Genomic DNA, 21,863 nt, shown 5'->3' on the forward strand with positions numbered 1-21,863 from the left:
CTAAGTTTTATGCCTTTGCAAACTTTAAAATATTTTCTATAATTAATAAAATCTTTGCGTTCGAAAAAGAAATAATTAAGTAAAAACCATTTCCAAAATTCACAATTAATCCTTACTTTTGAGCAATGGAAAATTTTATCGTATCCGCACGCAAGTACCGTCCGCAAGAGTTTGATACTGTTGTTGGACAATCTCACGTTACCGATACTTTAGAACACGCCATAGATGAAAGTCAGTTGGCTCAGGCATTGCTTTTCTGTGGACCAAGAGGCGTCGGTAAAACAACCTGTGCCAGAATCTTAGCCAGAAAAATCAATGAAAAATCCGGCGCTGCAGATGATGAAGGATTTGCATTTAATATTTATGAGTTAGATGCGGCTTCCAATAACTCTGTTGACGACATTCGTGAACTGATTGACCAGGTAAGATTTGCACCTCAGGTTGGCAAATACAAAGTTTATATCATCGATGAGGTTCACATGTTGTCTCAGGCTGCTTTCAATGCGTTTCTGAAAACTTTGGAAGAACCACCTGCACATGCAATCTTTATTCTTGCAACGACTGAGAAACACAAGATTATTCCAACGATTCTTTCAAGATGTCAAATCTATGATTTCAAAAGAATCACAATTGAAGATATCCAGGATCATCTTAGAAAAATTGCGGAAAAAGAAAATATCACTTATGAAGATGATGCGCTTTACCTTATCGCTCAGAAAGCGGATGGTGCTTTGAGAGATGCTTTGTCCATTTTTGACAGACTAAGTACATTTTCTCAGAAAAATATTACGCTTGAGAAAGCTGCAGAAGTTCTCAATATCCTGGATTATGATCAATACCTTAGGATTGTTGACCTGGCAAAAGAGAATGATATCCCGGGTGTGTTGACAGCTTTTGATGAGATTGTTAAAAAAGGTTTTGATCCGCATATTTTTGTTGCAGGATTAGGCAATCATTTCCGTGATCTGATGATGGCGCAAAATCCAAAAACACTCAACCTCATTGAAGTTGGTGAGAAAACAAAAGCTAAGTTTGCTGAACAATCCCAAAAATGGTCAGCTCAACAACTGATAGACGGGATCGAAATCTGCAATTTTGCCGATATCAATTACAAAAATTCCAAAAACCCGAGACTGACTGTTGAGATTGCACTGATGCAATTATCAAGTCTGACAGCAGGTTTGGAAGCTAAAAAAAAAAGTTCCTGATATTAGCGCCGCTTCTTGAAGCTAATTTGATTTCCGATAATAGACCGGTTCCTGTAGAAGCTAAAACTCAGATTGAATCCAAACCTGAGCCTGTAAAATCTGTTTTTGAAGAACCGAAAAAAATCATCCAAAAAGCATCTGAACCAATTGCGAAAATCAATTCGGGTTCAAAATTCAGTATAAAAGCTGCTTTAGAGAAAAAAGAAGAAGTAGAGACAGACAAATTTGCCGATGTCAAAGATGAAAATCTTCCTTCCAGTCATTTTACGCAAACAGATCTGGACAAGGAATGGAATTTATTTCTTAAAAATCTTGCAAAGACCAATACATTTGTCTACAACGCTATCAATAGTTTCAAGTTAGAAAAATCTGATGAACACCAGATTACTGTAAAGTATTCTTCAGAAACAGCAAAAGCTGAATTTGACAGATTAAGCATTGAATTTTTTAATCATTTTAAACACAAAGTCAATAATTTCAAAATCGAAATCGATTATCAAACGGACTTAACTATCAAAAAAGAGGTAATAACCAAACGCAAAATTTTTGAAAGATTTGTAGAAATTAATCCCGTTTTGAAAGATTTGGATGATCTGATGAAATTTGATTTGACATAACCAATTACACGGTTCCAAAAACCGGAAAATTTTGACATCCGGTTTTTATATCCTTCTGCCTTTTCTTTATAAAATCCGTGGGACGCATTCCGTTAATTTCTCGGAAAAGGTTTGAAAAGTTTGTCCTGGAAGCAATACCGCATTTTTCTGCCAAAGTTTCTATTTTGTATGTGAGATAGATCTTGTCATTATACAATTTGTTTGTAATATAACGGATTCTTAATTCGCTGAGGTATCTGTTAAAGTTGACACCTTTATACTCATTGATAATCTGCGAAAGATAATTGGAGTTGGTGTGTAGTTTGTGAGCTAATTTGTTGATTGTTAGTCCATTTTCTATAAATCCGCATTTGTCTTCAAAAGATTTTAATTTTGACAGTATCTGTCCAACAAGTTCTTCGTTTAAGTTGCATTTTTCATCTTCATTTGGCTTTGAATCAAATTTCTCATGGGAAGGTGTGTAAAAATTATTCAGGATTTTGTCCTCAAGAATTTTGTAATTGATTTTGATGTTCTTTTCATTTCTCAGTTTTTCTGCGATTATTGCAACCAAAAGTAAAGCTAAAAATATAAGACCAATGATAATCCATTTTCCCCAGGATGTTGTTCTTTCCAGTCTTTCTTTTTCTTCCTGCAAAGTCCTCGTATCGTAATCTTTGTGGATTGTGGAAGATAAGTAGGCAAAGTCTTTAGAAATTATTCTGTCGGCTTTCAATAGTTGCTTGGTGTAATAAAGTTCTTTGGAGTTATCCTTTTGATCTTTATAATAATGTATCAGCTGCTCATAATTTTCTCTCAGTTCCGGTAAAATAAAATTGTGTTCCTGAAAAACAGAATCTACTTTTTGGAAATACTGAATGGCCTTATGAGAGTTTTCTAAAGCTAAATATGATTTCCCAATATAAAAATAGTTAACTGTTGACCATGCAAAATCATTAATGTGATTAATTGGTTTTATTGATTTTTGCAGTGAGTTAAGAGCATTTTTAACATCATTTTTTCTGAGCTGTTCAATTCCTTTTTCTTTCAAAAAATAGCCGTATTCCTGCTGGAAGTCAGGATTGTTTTGTGTTTGAGCAAGACCTTTGGTAATCAAAGAATCAGCTGCATTGTAACTCTTGAGATTTCTATAACAAACAATTATCCTGTGTAAGCTATTGTAATAGCCTTTTTTGTTGTTAAAAATAATATTGGGATGCGCTTTTTCCTGCAGCTTTTGATAGAAATAATCATTGGCCTTCTGAAAATGAGCCAAAGCAGAATCATAATATCCGAGATAACATTTTACTACTCCAAGATGATACAGGATTTCATTTTTCAAATAGTCATTAGTAGAATTTTCAGAATATTCATATGCTTTCAAATACTCATCAAGAGCAGGTTTATATTTTTTATAATTGAAATAATAAATAATTCCTTTTCCAAGATAAGCATCACTGATAATATCATTGTTTTTTGAAAGCAATGCTGCATAAACAGTGCTGTCAGCATATTTTAATTTATCCACAGAAGAAGCGGAATAAAACACAGCATCTTCATATCCCTGCGCAAGCCTATCGTAATCTTTTTTTTGTTTTGCCAGTTTTATGTACTGATCTAGAAAAACAAAAGCTCTTGAATCATTTTCAGGATAATTCTCATAATTCTTTTTGATATTATAATAATCACTATACTTCTTTTGCTGAGAAAAGTAGAGATTAAAAAACAGAATTGCAGTTATGAAATAGATTTTTTTCATACCTCTTAAAATAATGGTTAAGTTTTATACTCAAATTTAACCAAAATTTGTGCTAAATTAAAAGTATTATTAATTTATAATTATTAAAAATAAATTAAACTCTTTGCGAATAATATTTACATATAAATCAACAGTTTAAAGATTAATAAACATATTTATTGATGTGTGCTTATTTACAAATAAGCACCATTATTGTTTTTAGGAGCTAACGATTGTCAATAGATTTGGTAAAGAATTCTAAAATAAACCGGCCGGGATAACCTTTAAAATTATTAACAATGAATAAGTTTATCTCAACAATCTTAGCAGTATCAATTTTAATTATTACGAATTCTTGCAGATCGCAAGACGAAGATTTGATACCAAATCAAACTGAAAATACAGAACCATCAATTATTAAGAGAAGCACAGACAGCATCCAGGTAAATACTTCTAATCCCGAAAACCAATTGGTTGAAGGTGATCCACCACCAAAAAACGGACATCAATGGTGAAAATAAAAACTAATAACTATGAAAACCTACAAAAGAATTATGTAAGCGATATCTAGAAGAAAGGAGTTCTCGGAGTGTTAGAATTACATTTCCAGTAGGAATTAATAAGAGGCTTTGGATGTTTATCATTTTTTGGCTTTTTAATAAATAATATTTTAATACGAAATTCATGGAAAAAAACTTCTTATTATTCGTTTTTTTTGTATTAACGAATATTTCACAAGCACAAGTAGGGATTAATACATCAGATCCCAAATCGACTCTTGATATCAACGGAAATTTAAAAATACGTAATGTAACTTCTGTAACTTCTGTCAATAGCAATCAAACTATTTTGTTAAGGGATAAAACTTCCACAACAGGAGATTTTGAAATAAAAGAAATCAGTTCAGACTTATTGGTTGTTGCTAATGCCAGTGCTTATTATGCATCAAAATCTGGTTCCTGGTCACTTTTAGATCTTGGATTGGGAACTTTTTGGTCAAAAATTAATTTGACAGGTGCCAGTGACACCAAAGTCGGAAATCCTGCACTTTTTAACACAGGGGTCTATACGGCTCCACAAGCGGGAATTTATACTATTAGTTATGAATTTCAATTTCCTGCCGGAGTGAACTTGGAAGCCTTAGGCAGTAAGAGATTAGGAATTATAAAGAACGGGAGCACTATTTGGGATGAAAAAATTTTTGATGGTGTCAGAGTTTCTATTTTGGGTGTTACCTTAGCTTCGGTGCCTGTAACTTCTACTTCATTGACATCATTGGTGCAGCTTGCAGCAGGAGACACGATTACATTTGCTGTCAATGTTTCCGGATTACTTCCAATTGATATAACGCTTTTGAATAGTGCAAAAGTTAGTCTTTATATCTATAAAATCTCTAATTGACACCAAATTATTTTCTTATACATAAAAGCACAAATTAAGATTCTCAGAATTCAAATGTTGAATTAAATTTATAAAAGCAGATGATTCTGCTTTTATTTTTTGCCTAAGAATTAAGTTTAGTTTGATATTAATTTATATATTTGTTCAGGATTTCTTCAACACAAGAAGAAAAAATATTAATCAAAAACAAGCTAAAGTCCTTTAACTAAGGATTTATGAAATGGAATTAAACCAATTTCCATATTTTGAAACGACAAAATCTGCCTTCACTTGGGGTGGATTATTTAGCTTTTTTGGATTTTATTACGGAAATTTCAGAAACTATTACCGATTTTATTGGTTTAGCTAGCTGAATTTCTTTCTCAAAAAACTCACGGAATAATTTCAAATTCCGGACATAATTAAAATTTTTTTAACGGTATTTTTTGAAAAAGAATTATAAATCAGGATTTATAACAGATAAACTGTTGCACTAATATTAAATATATAACATTAAAAATAAATGAACTTAAACGAATTGAAAAATGACTGGGTTAAGGAATTTTCAAACCCAATGATCATTGCAGGACCTTGCAGCGCAGAAAGTGAAGCTCAAATGTTGGAAACAGCAAGAAGATTAAAAGAAACAAACGCAGAAATTTCTGCATTCCGGGCAGGAATCTGGAAACCTAGAACAAAACCAAACGGTTTTGAAGGAGTAGGGGTAATCGGTCTTAACTGGCTCAAAAAAGTTAAGGAAGAATTCGGATTCAAAACAGCAACAGAAGTTGCTAATGCGCATCATGTTTTTGCAGCATTGGAAGCCGATGTAGATATTCTTTGGATCGGTGCGCGTTCTACGGTTAATCCATTTACAGTTCAAGAGATTGCACAGGCTTTGAGAGGGACAGATAAACCGGTTTTGGTTAAAAATCCTGTAAATCCCGATCTGGCACTTTGGATTGGCGCTTTGGAGAGACTTTTAGGTCAGGGTGTAGAAAATATCGGTGCCATCCACAGAGGGTTTTCAACTTACCAAAAAACCAAGTACAGAAATATCCCGAACTGGCAAATTGCTTTGGATTTTAAAAATCAATTCCCTAACATTCCTTTGTTTATAGATCCTTCTCATATTTGTGGAAACAGAACCGGTTTGGCAGGTGTTGCGCAGGAGGCTTTCAATGTGGGTTATCAGGGTGCAATTATAGAAAGCCATTGTGATCCGGACAATGCTTGGAGCGATGCTTCTCAGCAAATCACGCCGGAAGTTTTGGCAGAGATGATCAACAATCTTCAGATTCGTAATTCGGACATCTCAGGATACGAAGACGAGATGGGAAAACACAGAACATTAATCAGTGATATGGATTTCCAGCTGATAGAATTGTTGTCTCAAAGAATGAAAGTATCTGAGAAAATCGGAAAACTGAAAAAAGAAAATAATATTGCTATTTTCCAGCCGGAACGTTGGAAGGTAATTACGGAATACGCAACTCAGAAAGCATTCGAAACAGGTATGTCACAAGAGTTTATTGAGAAAGTTTTCAAAGCAATTCATGAAGAAAGTATTGAAGTACAAAATAATATTATGATTGATAGGTAACAAGATTTTCCATTTAATTACAGAAACTAAAAGAAGCTAAATTATTAGCTTCTTTTTTTATTGAGGCTAATTTTAAATTTCTAAATTTGCTAAATACAAAATTCTACTGTTTGAAAGGAATCATCATCAAGTCAACCGGAAGCTGGTACCAGGTTTTGGAATCGGAAACAAGACAAATTTATGAAGCCAGAATCCGCGGCAAATTCAAATTAATCAAAACGCGTCTTACCAATCCATTAGCGGTAGGGGACGAGGTAGAATTTTCCCTGGAGCAAGATGATGTTGCCTGGATTACCAAAATTTTTCCACGGAAAAATTATCTCATCAGAAAATCTGTCAACCTTTCCAAGGAAGCCCATATTATTGCTTCTAATATTGATATTGCTTGTTTCATTTATACTTTGAAGTTTCCAGAGACATCTTTAGGTTTTCTGGATCGTTTCCTGGCTTGTTGTGAAGCTTACAACATCTCTCCATTGATTTTATTCAACAAAATGGATGTTCTTTCTGAAGAAGAAACAGAAATTGTAGGAAACATTGAAGCAATATATCAAAACATTGGTTATGAAACTTTAGAAATTTCTTCTTACTCCAAACTGAATCTTGATATTCTGGAAGAAAAAATCAAGAATAGGACTTCAGTATTTTTTGGACATTCAGGTTGTGGGAAATCTACTTTGGTTAATGCATTACAACCGAGTTTGGATCTCAGAACAGGAGAGATTTCTGACACACATCTGAAAGGAAAACATACGACAACATTTGCCCAGATGCATTTTTGGGATTTTGGAGGCTCGGTAATTGATACACCGGGCGTTCGGGAATTCGCAATGATTGATGTTGAGAAAGAAGAAATACAGCATTATTTTCCGGAGATTTTTCAGACAGGAAGAGAATGCAAATATCATAATTGCCTCCACATCAATGAACCTAAATGCGCAGTCATTCATGGTTTGGAAACAGGAGAAATAGAAGAAACCAGATATATTACCTATTTGAAACTGATGGAAGAAGCAGAAGAGATTAACCAGAAATAAAAGATCCTGCAAAAATTTTTGCAGGATCTTTTATTTATATATTTCTCTTTTTAGAATTTCCAGCCAAGTGTAATAAAGAAATTATCTCTCTTATTTTTGACTTTGGAAACTGCGGAAGAACTGCTTAAAAGTTCTATGGCTGCCGGATCAGAATAATAACCGGAAGTTGTATTATTTCCGGTATCAACACCATATAAAAACGGACTTGAGTAAGTTGATGAGATGTTTTGATAAGAAGCATCGATATAAAATGCCTGAAAATCATAACCAATACCAGCGCCAATTACATTTCTTTTTCCAATAAAAAGATTAGAATAAGACTGATTAGATGTTGAACCATTATCATTGTAATTGGATATAGAGATATTATCAAAACTATTTCCTTGGTAAGCATAACCTCCTCTTAATCTGAAAGCGGCAATTCTGTATTCTGCTCCAACTCTTACTTCTGAGGAGTTTTTATAAGAATCACTGAAGAAATCATTTAATTCCTGTTCTGCACCACCATATTCTTTATATTTTGGTTTTGTAATTCCTTGAATAAAATCGACATTCAAAGCAAAATTCTTACTTGGAACAAAAGCAGCACTAATCGTTGCTTTCATAGGTGTTGACAATTTTCTGTCTTCAGTAAAAACATCATAATAACTGTCTTCCTTATAATATTGATTAAAAACCCTATCCATATTCCACCAGGTAGGAGTTTCTATTGCGGCTCCTAACCTGAATTGATTATTTAATTTAGCAATGACTCCAATGTTGGCAGAAAATCCGTCTGCTCTTTCTGTAAAATTGGTGTATTGCTTATCAAAGGATGAAATCGTATTCGTTGTATTATTTTGAAAATTAGCAAAATCATCCTGACTCAAATAGGAGTTATGAAAATTAAGCCCTGCTCCAAAATAAAAACGATTATCGTAATTAGCCGCAACAGTAAAACTCGTTTTTGAGATGTCTCCCGTTCTGTTATAGACATGTCCTAAATAAGAGTAGTTAGCAGGAGTACCTACACCTGGGTTACTAGAAATTTGTATGTTCTGATTACCCGCAGATTCTACATAATTGTCAATAGATCTGGTATTGTAATTGATTCCAAGATTGATGAATTTCCATTTTGAAGTATCTCCAAGGTTTACAGATAAAACACCTCCTGAGTTGTTAAGATCCGTATTATTGGTTTTGTAACTAACAGGTTTCCCTGCAAGTGTTGAAGTATTTTGGTTACTATTAATACCTAAGGTAAGATTAACATCACTGGTTATAAAAACTCCGATCCCGGCAGGGTTTACGCTTGCGGAAGAAATATCTCCTCCAAGCGCTCCCATTGATCCTGCCATAGAATTATATTTTGAAGTTCCATTAATCGGGTTTCCGGAATATACATCAATTGTATTTGTAATTACCGATACATCCTGAGCTTTTAGATAGAAAAATGAAGCAGGAATACTAATCAGTAATAAAGTTTTTTTAAGCATTTTATCGTTAAATGTTTTTATTATTAATAGATGAAATTATCTTCTGCCTCCGCCGCCAGAACGCATTCCGCCGCCGCCACCGGATGAACCACCTCGGAAGCCGCCTCCGGAATTAAATCCTCCAGAATTTCCGCCCGATCTTGTTGGTGCATTATAACTATCATTTCTAAAACCACCATTTGGCTGAGTTCTTATACCTCCATTATTTCTTATGCCACCATTATTGGGAAAGTTTGGTTGAGTTCTAATTCCTCCATTATTTCTAACACCTCCGTTGTTAGGATAATTTTGTCTAATTCCACCATTGTTAGGGTAGTAAGGATAACTTCTGGTGCCATTTCCGGCATTTCTCACACCATTATTTCTGATACCGGAATTGCTATTATCAGACATCCGGATAGAATTTCTCAATCCTGCAGTACTATTAATACCTCGGAAGCCATTGGTTCTATTTTGTGGTATCATACCCGACAGTCTTCCATTATAACCTGATCTGTTATAATAGATTGGATGATGATAACCCCCATAATATGGATAGTAATAACCTCCCCATCCCCATCCGGAGTTCCAAAAAGGATCGTAGAATCCTCCCCAACCCCAAGGTGAATAAAATGAGTTGCCCCATCCCCAGCCAAATCCTAGTCCCCAACCAAAAGAATTGAAGCCGCTGTTCCATCCCCAACCATAGTAAGGATAACCCCAGCCACCATAACCACCCCAACCCCAATTGTTAAAACTTGTATAATTGGTTTCAGTTCCGGTAAAAGTTCCCCAGTCAGAATCATTTGCTAGCGGTTTTGTATACTTGTTCTGCTGATCTTGTATGTTTTGTTGGTTGTTGTCATAGATACTTGGATAGGTGTCCTGATAGTTGTAATAATCATCAACTTGATTACCATAATTACCGGAATATGATCCTGCAGGTAAAGAATCCTTGTTAGGATCATAATATACACCATCAGTTTCTGAATAGCCTCCGGTATAAATTACACAGGAAGTTAAAAGAAAGCTGCTGGAAATCAGAATCAAACCTTTTGATTTGATTAGATTTAAAAGGCTTGTATTGTTGATATTTTTCATTTTATAAGAAGTATTAAGTTTCATATATTTGCATTTCTTAAAAGAAACCAAATTTTATACCATTTAAATTTAATAAAATACGTGTAAAATTAGGCTTTTTATTTAGATTAAAAAGTTTAAAAAAAGTTAAAAAACTATATCAAAAAATTTATGGCAAAGTTAACATCAAGAGCAGAAGATTATAGCAAATGGTATAATGAATTGGTTGTTAAAGCAGATTTAGCAGAAAATTCGGGCGTTAGAGGATGTATGGTTATCAAACCCTATGGTTATGCTATTTGGGAAAAAATGCGTGACGAGATGGACAAAAAATTCAAAGAAACCGGACATCAGAACGCTTATTTTCCTCTTTTTGTTCCCAAAAGTCTGTTTGAAGCCGAAGAAAAAAATGCAGAAGGTTTTGCCAAAGAATGTGCTGTTGTTACCCATTACAGATTAAAAAATGACCCTGATAATCCCGGAAAACTAATTGTTGATCCGGAAGCTAAACTGGAAGAAGAATTGATTGTACGTCCAACTTCGGAAGCAATTATATGGAATACGTATAAAAATTGGATTCAATCTTATCGGGATTTGCCGATTCTGATTAATCAGTGGGCTAATGTTGTAAGATGGGAAATGAGAACCAGATTATTCCTAAGAACTGCTGAATTTCTTTGGCAGGAAGGTCACACGGCTCACGCTACAAAAGATGAAGCAGTTGAAGAGACTGAAAAAATGCTGGAAGTCTATGCGAAGTTTGCAGAAGATTTTATGGCCATTCCGGTTATCAGAGGGATCAAATCGCCTTCTGAAAGATTTGCCGGAGCTGACGAGACTTATTGTATCGAAGCTATGATGCAGGACGGCAAAGCTTTGCAGGCTGGAACTTCACATTTCCTTGGTCAAAATTTCGGAAAGGCATTTGATGTCAAATTCACTACAAGAGAAGGAAAGATTGAACACGCTTGGGGAACATCTTGGGGAACATCAACCAGATTAATGGGAGCTTTGATTATGACGCATTCCGATGATCTTGGTCTGGTTTTACCACCAACCTTGGCACCGATTCAGGTTGTGATTGTTCCTATTTTCAAAGGTGAAGAACAATTGGCTCAGATCAGCGAAGTAGCTTTGGAAATTCAGGCAAAACTAAGGGCAAAAGGAATTTCGGTTAAATTCGATGATGATACGCAAAACAAGCCAGGCTGGAAATTTGCTGAGTATGAATTAAAAGGTGTTCCCCTGAGAATTGCAATGGGTCCAAGAGATTTGGAAAACAAAACTGTTGAGTTGGCAAGACGGGATAACTTAACCAAAGAATCTGTTTCTATTGAAGGTTTGGAAAATTACATCGAAGAATTATTGAAAACAATCCAAAAGGATATCTATAACAAAGCATTGACTTTCCGTGAAGAAAATATCACAAAAGTTGACTCATATGAAGATTTTAAGAAGGTTCTGGAGGAAAAAGGGGGATTTATCCTCGCTCACTGGGACGGAACTGAAGAAGAAGAAGAGCAGATCAAACAAGAGACAAAAGCGACTATCAGATGTATTCCTTTGAATAATGAACTGGAAGATGGCATTTCTCTAATATCAGGAAAACCATCCAAACAAAGAGTTGTATTTGCAAAGTCATATTAATATAAAAAACCGTCTCGTTATCAGCTAAGAGGCGGTTTTTTGTTTAGAAAATTAATTTATTTTTTGTTTTTGTCTTGTTAAAATTTTATTAAAATTATTAATTCTATAAAAAGGTGGATTAATATTTGGTAATATTATAAAGTCAAACACAAAAAATAAACTAGTATGTCAATTAATCTAATCGAACTTGTAAAAAGCCAGCTAGGACCGGAAACGGTTTCTCAGGCTGCAACTCAACTTGGAGAAAGTGAGTCAGGAGTTTCAAAAGCAATTTCAGCATTATTACCAGCGGTTGTTGGAGGATTTTCAAACAGCAATGCCCAATCAGAACTTTTCAGTACACTGAAAGATGCTGCTTCATCCGGAGTTTTATCCAATCTTCTTGGTAATCTGGGTGAAAATGATTCTTTAATTTCCAGAATTCTGTCACTGATCTTTGGAGATGGCGATAAGTTATCTGCGTTAACCAGCTCTGTGTCAAGTTTTGCGGGCATTAGCAATGATTCTACAAATTCATTATTAAATTTGGTTACAGGCGCGACTGCAGGCAGTCTTGGAAGGTACATCTCCGATAGCAATCTTGATTTGTCGTCATTTGGAAGCTTATTGTCAGGTCAAAAAGGATTTTTATCTGCTCTTATACCAGCTGGATTCAGTTTTGGTACTTTAGGATTAGGAAACTGGTTTGGGAATGATACAGAAACTGTAAATGTACCACCCAACACACCAACAGCTGAAGCTGCCGCAAGTCCGAAAATTGATGTTAACAGAAGCGGAGCTACTCACGAGATTACTTCTGATCAAGATTCCGGAGGAAGTATTTGGAAGTGGCTGCTACCGTTGTTACTACTTCTGTTGCTAGGCTGGTTTTTCTGGAAGCAGTGCAACAAAAAAGCAGACACAGTTCCGACAGCAACAGTTGATTCTACAACAGTCGTTACAGACTCGACAAATGCTGCAGGAGATACAGTTGCCGTCACAAGAGAAACAACAGTTGTAACATTGCCAAGCGGAAAAACTTTACAGGCATACAAAGGTGGAATAGAAGATCAAATTGTCACCTTTCTAAAATCTGACGAGTATAAAAATGCAACAGATGAACAACTGAAAGATAGATGGTTCAATTTTGATAATCTTAATTTTGAATTTGGAAAAGCAGTTTTAACACCGGAATCTAAAGTTCAGTTGGAGAATCTGAAAATGATTTTAACTGAATTTCCAGATGCGAAAATTAAAATCGGCGCCTATACTGATAAAAAAGGAGATGAAAATACTAACCTCAAATTATCCGGTGAGAGAGCAAATGTTGTAAAAACATCAATCAATTCTCCACAGGTCAAAGAAGCAGAAGGTTATGGATCTAAGTTTGCGAAAGTTCCTGCAGAAGCTTCTGATAAAGAAAGAGAATCTGACAGAAAAACAGCAGTCAGATTTTTGAAATAAATTCTAATTTCAATTGAATATAAACTGTCAATTATTTGGCAGTTTTTTTATTGCCTGTTTGTGAGTTAAGCAAAGTATTATTATTTTTGTTAGTCTAATCTAACATTTTTGGTTTTTGAAAGAAAAAAATAAAGCCTGGCGAAAAGAAAAAACTGCGAATTCCTTGAATGAGGTTTTTTCAAGCATTCCTATTCCTGAGAGTGGTAGCTTCAGGAAGAAATTTATGGCCTATGTTGGGCCCGGATTATTGGTTGCTGTAGGTTATATGGATCCCGGGAACTGGGCAACGGATATTGCGGGTGGAGCACAATTCGGATATACACTTCTGTCTGTGATTTTGATTTCGAATCTTTTTGCGATTGTTTTGCAGCATTTGTCTGTTAAGCTGGGAATTGTTGCTGAAAGAGATTTGGCCCAGGCTTGTAAAGATCATTTTCATCCTGCTGTGAATTTTATTCTCTGGATCTTTTGTGAGATTGCGATAGCTGCCTGTGATCTGGCAGAAGTAATAGGCTCAGCAATAGCATTAAATCTTCTATTTGGAATTCCTTTAAGTATAGGAGTTGTGATAACAATTATTGATGTCTTTTTGATTTTGTTTCTGCAATCCAGAGGTTTCAGATACATCGAAAGTATTGTTGGAGGATTAATCTTCATTATTTTTGTGGCCTTTTTTTATGAAATTTTTCTAAGTAAACCTGAAGTTTTTCCAATGCTGAAAGGTTTGATTCCCCAAAAGGAAATTATTACCAATCCATCAATGCTTTACATTGCCATTGGAATTTTAGGAGCGACAGTAATGCCTCACAATCTTTATCTGCACAGCAGCATTGTCCAGACACGAAATTATCCAAGAACTAATGAAGGGAAAAAAGAAGCATTAAAATTTGCAAGTCTTGACAGTAGCCTTTCTCTGATGCTGGCTTTTGTCATTAATGCTGCAATTCTGATTATTTCTGCTGCGACTTTCCATACATCCGGCAATAAGGACGTTGCTGACATTAATGATGCTTATATGCTTTTGACACCGCTTTTAGGAACAACCTTGGCGAGTATTTTCTTTGGTATCGCTCTACTTGCTTCAGGACAGAATTCTACATTAACGGGAACGTTAGCCGGACAAATTGTAATGGAAGGTTTTCTGAATATCAGGCTAAAACCTTGGGTCAGAAGACTGATTACAAGATTAATTGCCATTATTCCCGCCTTAATTGTTTCAATTCTTTACGGAGAAAAGGGAACTGCAGAATTATTGGTTTTCAGTCAAGTGATTTTGTCAATGCAGTTGAGTTTTGCTGTAGTTCCATTGGTGATGTTTACAGGTAGTAAAGCCAAAATGGGAGAGTTTGCAAATAAATCTTGGTTAAAAATCATGGCTTGGATTATTAGCGCAATTATCATCATCCTGAATCTATATCTTTTAAAGGAAACTATTTTTCCATAAATCAAAAAACCGAATCACTTGGATTCGGTTTTTTATGTTGATTTTTTGATAATCAATGTTGTTTTGTGCGCAGCGCGCCCCGGGCTGAACGGAGCTCTTTTTCTTTTTTGTAAAAAAAGAAAAAAGCGGGAGTGGAGCACGGATAAAGGCGCCCTTATAATTTTACCCTAATTTCTTAGAATCCGCTACGAATTGGGCTAGTCCAGAATCTGTTAAAGGATGTTTTAATAGATTAAGAATAGATGCCAGAGGAGAAGTAATAACATCTGCCCCGATTTTTGCACAATTGATGATATGCATTGGACTTCTGATAGATGCTGCAAGGATTTCTGTATCGAAAGCGTAGTTGTCAAAAATAACTCTGATCTCTTCGATCAAATTAAGACCGTCTACAGAAATGTCATCTAATCTGCCTAAAAACGGAGAAACATAAGTTGCTCCTGCTTTTGCTGCCAAAAGAGCTTGTCCGGCTGAGAAAATCAATGTACAGTTGGTCTTGATGCCTTTGTCAGAAAAATATTTAAGAGCTTTCACACCGTCTTTGATCATTGGGATTTTTACAACAATTCTCTCATGAAGTGCTGCTAATTCTTCTCCTTCTTTGATCATTTCCTCATAAGTGGTTGAAAGAACTTCTGCGGAAACATCACCGTCCGAGATATTGCAGATATCGATATAATGTTGGTTGATTGCTTCTTTGCCCGAGATTCCTTCTTTTGCCATTAAGGAAGGGTTAGTTGTTACACCGTCTAAAATTCCTAGATCCTGTGCTTCTTTGATCTGATCCAGATTAGCTGTATCAATGAAAAATTTCATATATAGATTTTTTATTTGTTTTTAAATGTTTGTTCGCAAATATACATTTTTAGTTGGCACTGAAAAAATCAAAAAAGAAGTCCGGAGACTTCTTTTTTGATTTATTTCATTCCAGCTTCTTTTGCTTTAAACTCATTATACTTTGCTGTATTCTGAGTAGTCATGTACATGCCTTTTAGAAGTGTTACGACTTCTTTATTATTAGGATCGTTTGCATAAAGTTTTTCTGCATAAGGTAAAGCTTTTTGGAATCTTGCTCTTCTTTGCTCCAGAACTTTGTTGGCTTCATCAATTTTGCCTGCTTTTTTAAGCTCTCTGTATTGATTGATAGCTGCTTCATCTTCTCCTAAAATTGCAAAAACTAAATTGTTAAGTGCATTTGGAAATTTGGGATCAAGATCAACTAATTTTTTGAAAGTGGCCTCTGCTTCAGCTTGTTTTGAAGGATCTTTACTCTGCATCACCCCAAGATTGTACAAACTTTCTTTATCGTTTGGATTAGCAGCTATTTTTGCCTTCAGGTTATTTACAAACTCATCGGTTTTACCAGATTTGAAATAAGAATTACTTTGAACTTGTCCTAAAGATTGATTTTTAGGGAATTTTTTTAATCCTTCTTCTGCAACTTTACCAGCTTCGTCATATTTTCCTTGTTCGAATAACAGAGATGCTGTTACCTCATAAAGCTCTTCTTGTTTGCTCGGTGTTTTCTCAATTTTGAAATCTGAGTAACCGGCGTTTGCTTTTTTGTAAAGATCAAATGCCGCTTTATCCAAAGTTTCTACTTGTCCGGTCTTTGTATTTTTTGCAGTGTAAACAGTTTCTTCGCCTGTATAATTTGATTTGATCAATGACTGGAGAATATCAGTCGACTGAGCTTTTTTATCAGGAGTCTGAGCATAGGCTACACCTGCGTAATAAAGTAAATTTTTGTTGTCCTGACCTGCAGCTTTGAAAAGATAATATGTTTCTGCAAATTTTTCACCGGCAACATCAAATTTTTTGTTGTTATAGCTAGTAGTTGCAGCCTCATTTGCTTTGCGTAAAAGGGGATCGATGACCTCTCTTAATTTTTCCGTCAATGCAGGTGAATATTTTTCTTGTTTAAGAGAAAGTCCGCTTCCTGACTTATCTGCTGCTGCTTTCCCGACAAAATATACCTTATTCTTTTCAGCATCCTTACCGGTGTAGATTTCTTCGGTTCCAAGCGTTGAAATTTTAGCAAGATATTCTGCACCTTCAATATTTTTTCCGGCTTTTAAAAGAGATAAGCCTTTTGCATAATAATATTGTTCAAGAACAGAAGGTTCCAGCAGATAAGTTTTATCGCCAAAGATACCTTCAGCTTTTGATATTTCTGAGTTTGCAGTTGCCAAGTCGCCTGAATCAACTGCTTTTACAGCATTAGCGATCTCTTTTTTCTGTGCCCAAACTAATGATGCAGACAAAATAGCTAAACTTAAAATTAATTTTTTCATTTATTTACTTTTATAATTTAATCGTTATTTTCAGGTTCATCAGCATTATCATTGGCTTCTTCATCTTCAATTTTTCTTAATTCCTCTTTATCTCCAAGATTGATTTGATTGTCACCGGTCTGAGGTTTGTCCTTGAATTCCGGGTTGTTGCTGTCATTTTCAAGTCCTTCTTCATTTTCTTCTTCCACATCCTTATCCATTTCAACTTTGGCAATCGCTGCAATCTCATCATTTCCTTTCAGATTAATGACTTTTACACCTTGGGTATTTCTTCCCATTACTCTCAGGTCGGCAGTATTCATACGGATTGCAACACCGGATTTGTTGATGATCATTAATCCGTCTTCATCTGTTACACTTTGAATGGCAATTAGATTACCTGTTTTCTCCGTAATGTTAAGTGTAATTACACCTTTACCGCCTCTGTTGGTAACCCTGTAATCTTCAACAGCTGTACGTTTTCCATAACCTTTTTCAGACACCACCAAAACAGTATCGTTCTCCAGATCATTAACAACAATCATTCCGATTACTTCATCATTATCTTCAAGGGAAATCCCTCTCACACCTATTGAACTTCTCCCGACTGCTCTTGCTTTTTCCTCAGGGAAACGGATACATTTACCATTCTTGGTAGCAATCATAATTTCAGAATTGCCGTCCGTTAATTTTGCACCTAACAATTGGTCATTATCACGGATTTCGATGGCGTTAACACCGTTGGTTCTCGGTCGTGAATAAGCTTCCAAAGATGTCTTCTTGATCGTACCGTTTTTGGTAATCATTACCACATTCATTTGGTTGATGTATTCTTGATTTTTAAGATCCTTTGTTCTGATGTAAGCCTTGATTTTATCATCAGGTTCGATGTTGATCAAATTCTGAACAGCTCTGCCTTTTGCAGTTTTTGAACCTTCCGGAACTTCGAAAACTCTTAGCCAGAAACATTTTCCTTTTTCTGTGAAAAACAGGAGATACTCGTGGTTGGTTGCAGTTACGATATATTCAAGGAAGTCCTCGTCTCTTGTAGTAGCACCTCTGTTTCCAACACCACCTCTTGACTGGACTTTATATTCGGAAAGAAGCGTTCTCTTGATATAACCAGCGTGAGAAATCGTCAGAACCACTTTTTCGTCAGGAATAATATCTTCGATAGACATTTCTCCACCAGAATAATCGATCTCTGAACGTCTTTCATCACCATATTTTTCTTTGATTTCAATCAATTCATCTTTGATAATTTGATAACGTCTTGGCTCATTGGAAAGAATATCTTCCAGATCTTTGATCAAAGCCATTATCTCTTCATACTCAGCACGGATTTTGTCCAACTCCATTCCGGTAAGACGAGCCAAACGAAGATCCAGAATAGCCTGAGCCTGAATTTCTGATAATTCGAATTCACTAATCAAACCTTCTTTTGCAGCTTGTGGATTTGCGCTGTGACGGATAATCGCAATAGCTCTGTCAAGAGAATCCTGAGTTCCGATTACCTTCATAAAGCCTTCAAGAATATGTGCTCTTTCTTTGGCTTTTCTCAATTCATATTCGGTTCTTCTTACAATCACTTCGTGGCGGTGTTCTACGAAATGGTGAATGAGGTTTTTCAAGTTCAGTTGTTCAGGTCTTCCTTTAACTAAGGCGATATTATTAACTGAAAATGAAGTTTGTAGAGAAGTGTATTTATATAAAAGGTTTAATACGACATTTGGAATTGCATCGTTCTTTAATTCATAAACTATACGAAGTCCTTTTCTGTCAGACTCATCACGGATTTCGTAGATTCCGGTAATTTTTTCATCCTTAACCAACTCAGCTGTTCTGGCAATCATTTCTGCTTTATTAACCTGGTAAGGAACTTCTGTTACTATAATAGCGTTTCTGTTTCCAATCTCCTCGAAGTTAACTTTTGCTCTCAGAACAATACGTCCTCTTCCTGTGTGGAAAGCGTCACGAACTCCATCATAACCGTAGATGATACCACCTGTTGGGAAATCCGGGGCAATGATGTGCTTCATTAGGTCATCAATCGTGATTTCTCTGTCGTCTATGTAAGCGCAGATGGCATCAATACTTTCCGATAAGTTATGCGGTGCCATATTGGTTGCCATACCAACCGCAATACCGGAAGTTCCGTTAACTAAAAGATTTGGGATTTTTGTAGGGAGGACAGTAGGTTCCTGTAAAGAGTCGTCGAAGTTATTTTGAAAATCAACGGTTTCCTTATCAAGATCTGCAAGAATCTCATCAGAGATCTTCTTCAGTCTTGCTTCCGTATAACGCATTGCTGCAGGTGGGTCACCGTCCATGGAACCGAAGTTACCCTGACCGTCTACCTGCTCATAACGCAAGCTCCAAGGTTGTGCCATTCTTACCATTGCATCATAAACCGAGCTGTCACCATGTGGGTGATATTTACCTAAAACGTCTCCAACGATTCTGGCAGATTTCAAATGTTTTCTGTTTGAAAATACATTAAGCCCATACATACCGTAAAGAACACGTCTGTGTACGGGTTTTAATCCGTCTCTTACATCCGGTAACGCTCTTGATACAATTACCGACATCGAATAATCGATGTAAGAGGTTTTCATTTCGTCAACAATGTTGATCGGTATTAACCTTTCTCCTTCCTTATGCATAAATATTTTTAATTTATTGTAAATCAGAACGCTGTGTTAGTTTCTGACCTGTTGAGTTTTTCTGTTTTTTATAACGGGCTAATTTACAAAAAAAATACGATTTTTGCATTCTGAATTTATCAACATTAATCATAAAAAATAAAAAAATGAGCATCCTTAGTATTACTTTTCATACAACAGAAAATAAAATCCAGGAATGGGATCTTTATCTTGAAAATGAGCTACATCAAATGGTTGAAAATCTAATGGATGTTGAAAAATATATCCTGTCCGATGTCCATTCTGATATGGTAAATGAAGGAAAAAATACAAATCTTTTTCTTTGGTTTGATAATGATGATCTGCGCAGTCAGTTTATGGAAAGCGAACTGGTTAATATAGAAGAAAGAATTTTACAGAAATTCGGGCCAGAAGTGATGATTTTTGCTACGTTTCTCAATCCCAAAAAGAAGAGATTTTAAAGGGAATAATTTTTGAGGACAATTAAAACTCAACTCAAATTATGTTCGACAAACAGCAACGCAAACTCAAACGTTCCGCCAAATTAATCTCTGTTCTAAGCAAATACGGATTTAAGGATTTGATTGCCAGGATGGGCAAAAAACCGGACGAAAGTTCTGTAAATGAAATTGTTTCCAAAGGAACGGTTTATGAAAGAATCAGATTGGTTTTGGAAGAGTTGGGGCCAACGTTTGTGAAGCTTGGACAGACTTTCAGTAATCGTGAAGATCTGCTTCCACCGGAATTGATTCAGGAACTGCAGAAACTTCAGGATCGAGTTGAGGTTGTTAAAATGAATGTTGAGGAAATCCTTGAAAATGAATTCAATATTTCGGTCAAAGAACATTTTTCGGAAATCATTTCAAAACCTTTGGCAACTGCTTCTATTGCTCAGGTTTACAAAGCTACTTTAATTTCTGGCGAAGAAGTGATTTTGAAAATCAAAAAACCTGATGTTCTCAGTGTAATCGAGGATGATTTGCTTCTCATTAAAGATTTAGTAAAGCTAATCTCTACTTATTCTGAAATTGCTTCAAAACTAAATCTGAAACAAGCCATTGCAACCTTCGAAAAGTCTTTGTTAGAAGAAGTTTCTCTGGTTAATGAACGAAATAACATCAAGCAATTCTCTCTCAATTTTAAAAATAATAAAGAAACTTACATTCCGATTGTTTATGACGAATTTTCCAACAACAACGTCCTTTGTATGGAGTTTATTGACGGAATCAAAGTCACAGATAAAGCTGAACTTTTACGCCATAATATTGATCCGGTTAAAATTTCGGAAGTTGGATTAAGGTTTTTTGTTTCTCAGATTTTGGATTACGGATTTTTCCACGCTGATCCTCACGCAGGAAATATTTTGGTGAAAAAAGATGTAAGAGTAGTTTTTATAGATTTTGGTGCGGTTGGAAAAATTCAGCCAAATGATAAGGAGATTTTGGAGAGTCTGATTGTTGCTTTTGTTGCGAAGAATTCTAATAAAATTGTACGTTCTCTCAAGAAAATGGCGGTGAGTTATGAGATTCCGGATGATAGGAAATTTGAAAATGATGTGGATGAAGTTCTGAATTTCGTTCACAGCACTTCTTTAAAAGATATTGATCCGCACATTATCATCAACAAAATGAAAGATGTTCTTAAGGATAATCAGCTTTATATGCCAGATTATTTTTATCTTTTGTTCAAAGGAATTGGTTTGATAGAAGGCGTTGGCAGAACCATTAATCCGGATTTGGATATTGTAAAAAGTCTGCATCCTTATACCAAGAAAATATTATCCAAGAAAATCAGTCCGAAAAAAATCTTGAAAAACGGAATGGATAAAGTGATTAATTTCACGGATAATGTAGATGAAATTCCAAAAGAACTTCGTTCTGTTCTGCAAAAACTGGATGATAATAAATTCACGATCTCAAGTGAAATCAAAAATATTGAGAAAACGAATAACCTTATTAAATCTAGCATCATTAATCTGATTTTAGCGATGATTCTGGGGGCGAATATTATTGCAACTGCCATAGTTTTTGTTTCAGAATCAGGCCCAAGGATTGGAGAAATGTCTTTGGTGGCGGTTTTAGGATTTGTGTTTTCTATTTTCCTAGTTATATTTTTATTATTAAGGATTACAAGAAAGTGATTATGTCATTTGTTAAACACAAAGGCACAATGTTTTTTTAATTCAAATTAGATTAGGGCACAAAGTACAACTTGGTTAAATAAAAAATCTTTGATTTTCTTCGTGGTTTAGTATAGTCTAGAGCTAATATATTCTTTGTGTCTTTGTATTTAACTTC

General features: G+C 35.3%; 17 protein-coding genes. 11 read left to right on the forward strand and 6 right to left on the reverse strand.

Annotated elements, in window-relative coordinates; translation table 11 throughout:
• Positions 1-125: 125 nt before the first annotated feature.
• Together dnaX and AC5P2S_RS07525 are read left to right on the forward strand one after the other, a co-directional pair.
• The gene (gene dnaX / locus AC5P2S_RS07520; protein WP_494556796.1) at positions 126-1,208 is read left to right on the forward strand and encodes a DNA polymerase III subunit gamma/tau; all 1,083 of its coding nucleotides are present in this window, start codon (positions 126-128) and stop codon (positions 1,206-1,208) included.
• A 26-nt stretch (positions 1,209-1,234) separates the two neighbouring features.
• A complete protein-coding gene (locus tag AC5P2S_RS07525; protein WP_494556797.1) occupies positions 1,235-1,825 on the forward strand; it encodes a DUF8439 domain-containing protein in 591 nt (196 codons plus the stop codon).
• A 4-nt stretch (positions 1,826-1,829) separates the two neighbouring features.
• Here AC5P2S_RS07525 and AC5P2S_RS07530 read toward each other — a convergent pair whose 3' ends face one another.
• Complete coding sequence (locus tag AC5P2S_RS07530) at positions 1,830-3,563, reverse strand: helix-turn-helix domain-containing protein (protein ID WP_494556798.1); 1,734 nt, start codon at positions 3,561-3,563, stop codon at positions 1,830-1,832.
• A 278-nt stretch (positions 3,564-3,841) separates the two neighbouring features.
• On the opposite strand from AC5P2S_RS07530, the gene AC5P2S_RS07535 reads away from it, so the two are divergent.
• From AC5P2S_RS07535 to rsgA, 4 genes are all read left to right on the forward strand, one after another.
• Positions 3,842-4,057, forward strand: coding sequence for a hypothetical protein (locus AC5P2S_RS07535; RefSeq protein WP_283415102.1), 216 nt, complete (start codon positions 3,842-3,844; stop codon positions 4,055-4,057).
• A gap of 169 nt (positions 4,058-4,226) precedes the next feature.
• Complete coding sequence (locus tag AC5P2S_RS07540) at positions 4,227-4,943, forward strand: hypothetical protein (RefSeq protein ID WP_494556799.1); 717 nt, start codon at positions 4,227-4,229, stop codon at positions 4,941-4,943.
• 502 nt (positions 4,944-5,445) lie between these two features.
• Positions 5,446-6,525, forward strand: coding sequence for a chorismate mutase (locus AC5P2S_RS07545; RefSeq protein ID WP_283415104.1), 1,080 nt, complete (start codon positions 5,446-5,448; stop codon positions 6,523-6,525).
• Between the two features lie 110 nt (positions 6,526-6,635).
• Positions 6,636-7,562, forward strand: coding sequence for a ribosome small subunit-dependent GTPase A (gene rsgA, locus AC5P2S_RS07550; RefSeq protein WP_494556800.1), 927 nt, complete (start codon positions 6,636-6,638; stop codon positions 7,560-7,562).
• A 50-nt stretch (positions 7,563-7,612) separates the two neighbouring features.
• Here rsgA and AC5P2S_RS07555 read toward each other — a convergent pair whose 3' ends face one another.
• Both AC5P2S_RS07555 and AC5P2S_RS07560 read right to left on the reverse strand, forming a co-directional pair.
• Complete coding sequence (locus AC5P2S_RS07555; RefSeq protein ID WP_494556801.1) at positions 7,613-9,037, reverse strand: OmpP1/FadL family transporter; 1,425 nt, start codon at positions 9,035-9,037, stop codon at positions 7,613-7,615.
• 36 nt (positions 9,038-9,073) lie between these two features.
• Entirely contained in the window at positions 9,074-10,117 is a 1,044-nt protein-coding gene (locus AC5P2S_RS07560; RefSeq protein ID WP_494556802.1) for a prolyl-tRNA synthetase, read from the reverse strand.
• Positions 10,118-10,267: 150 nt separating this feature from the next.
• On the opposite strand from AC5P2S_RS07560, the gene proS reads away from it, so the two are divergent.
• From proS to AC5P2S_RS07575, 3 genes are all read left to right on the forward strand, one after another.
• Positions 10,268-11,743, forward strand: coding sequence for a proline--tRNA ligase (proS, locus tag AC5P2S_RS07565; protein WP_494556803.1), 1,476 nt, complete (start codon positions 10,268-10,270; stop codon positions 11,741-11,743).
• Positions 11,744-11,908: 165 nt separating this feature from the next.
• Positions 11,909-13,186 carry a DUF937 domain-containing protein gene (locus AC5P2S_RS07570; protein ID WP_494556804.1) on the forward strand — a complete coding sequence of 426 codons (1,278 nt, stop codon included), beginning with the start codon at positions 11,909-11,911 and terminating at the stop codon, positions 13,184-13,186.
• Positions 13,187-13,301: 115 nt separating this feature from the next.
• A complete protein-coding gene (locus AC5P2S_RS07575; protein WP_283415110.1) occupies positions 13,302-14,630 on the forward strand; it encodes an Nramp family divalent metal transporter in 1,329 nt (442 codons plus the stop codon).
• Positions 14,631-14,792: 162 nt separating this feature from the next.
• On the opposite strand, the gene fsa is transcribed toward AC5P2S_RS07575, so the two are convergent.
• From fsa to gyrA, 3 genes are all read right to left on the reverse strand, one after another.
• Entirely contained in the window at positions 14,793-15,446 is a 654-nt protein-coding gene (gene fsa, locus AC5P2S_RS07580) for a fructose-6-phosphate aldolase (RefSeq protein WP_283415111.1), read from the reverse strand.
• Positions 15,447-15,547: 101 nt separating this feature from the next.
• Complete coding sequence (locus tag AC5P2S_RS07585) at positions 15,548-16,924, reverse strand: tetratricopeptide repeat protein (protein WP_494556805.1); 1,377 nt, start codon at positions 16,922-16,924, stop codon at positions 15,548-15,550.
• A gap of 17 nt (positions 16,925-16,941) precedes the next feature.
• Positions 16,942-19,566, reverse strand: a complete 2,625-nt coding sequence (gene gyrA, locus AC5P2S_RS07590) for a DNA gyrase subunit A (protein WP_494556806.1) — start codon at positions 19,564-19,566, stop codon at positions 16,942-16,944.
• Positions 19,567-19,712: 146 nt separating this feature from the next.
• Between gyrA and AC5P2S_RS07595 the strand changes: the two genes are divergently transcribed.
• Positions 19,713-20,027: a DUF4286 family protein gene (locus tag AC5P2S_RS07595; protein WP_494556807.1), complete on the forward strand. Its 315-nt coding sequence runs from the start codon at positions 19,713-19,715 to the stop codon at positions 20,025-20,027.
• Between the two features lie 41 nt (positions 20,028-20,068).
• A complete protein-coding gene (locus AC5P2S_RS07600) occupies positions 20,069-21,706 on the forward strand; it encodes an ABC1 kinase family protein (RefSeq protein ID WP_494556808.1) in 1,638 nt (545 codons plus the stop codon).
• The last annotated feature ends 157 nt before the right edge of the window (positions 21,707-21,863 follow it).

The sequence above is a fragment of the Epilithonimonas sp. 33E genome, from assembly GCF_059372615.1.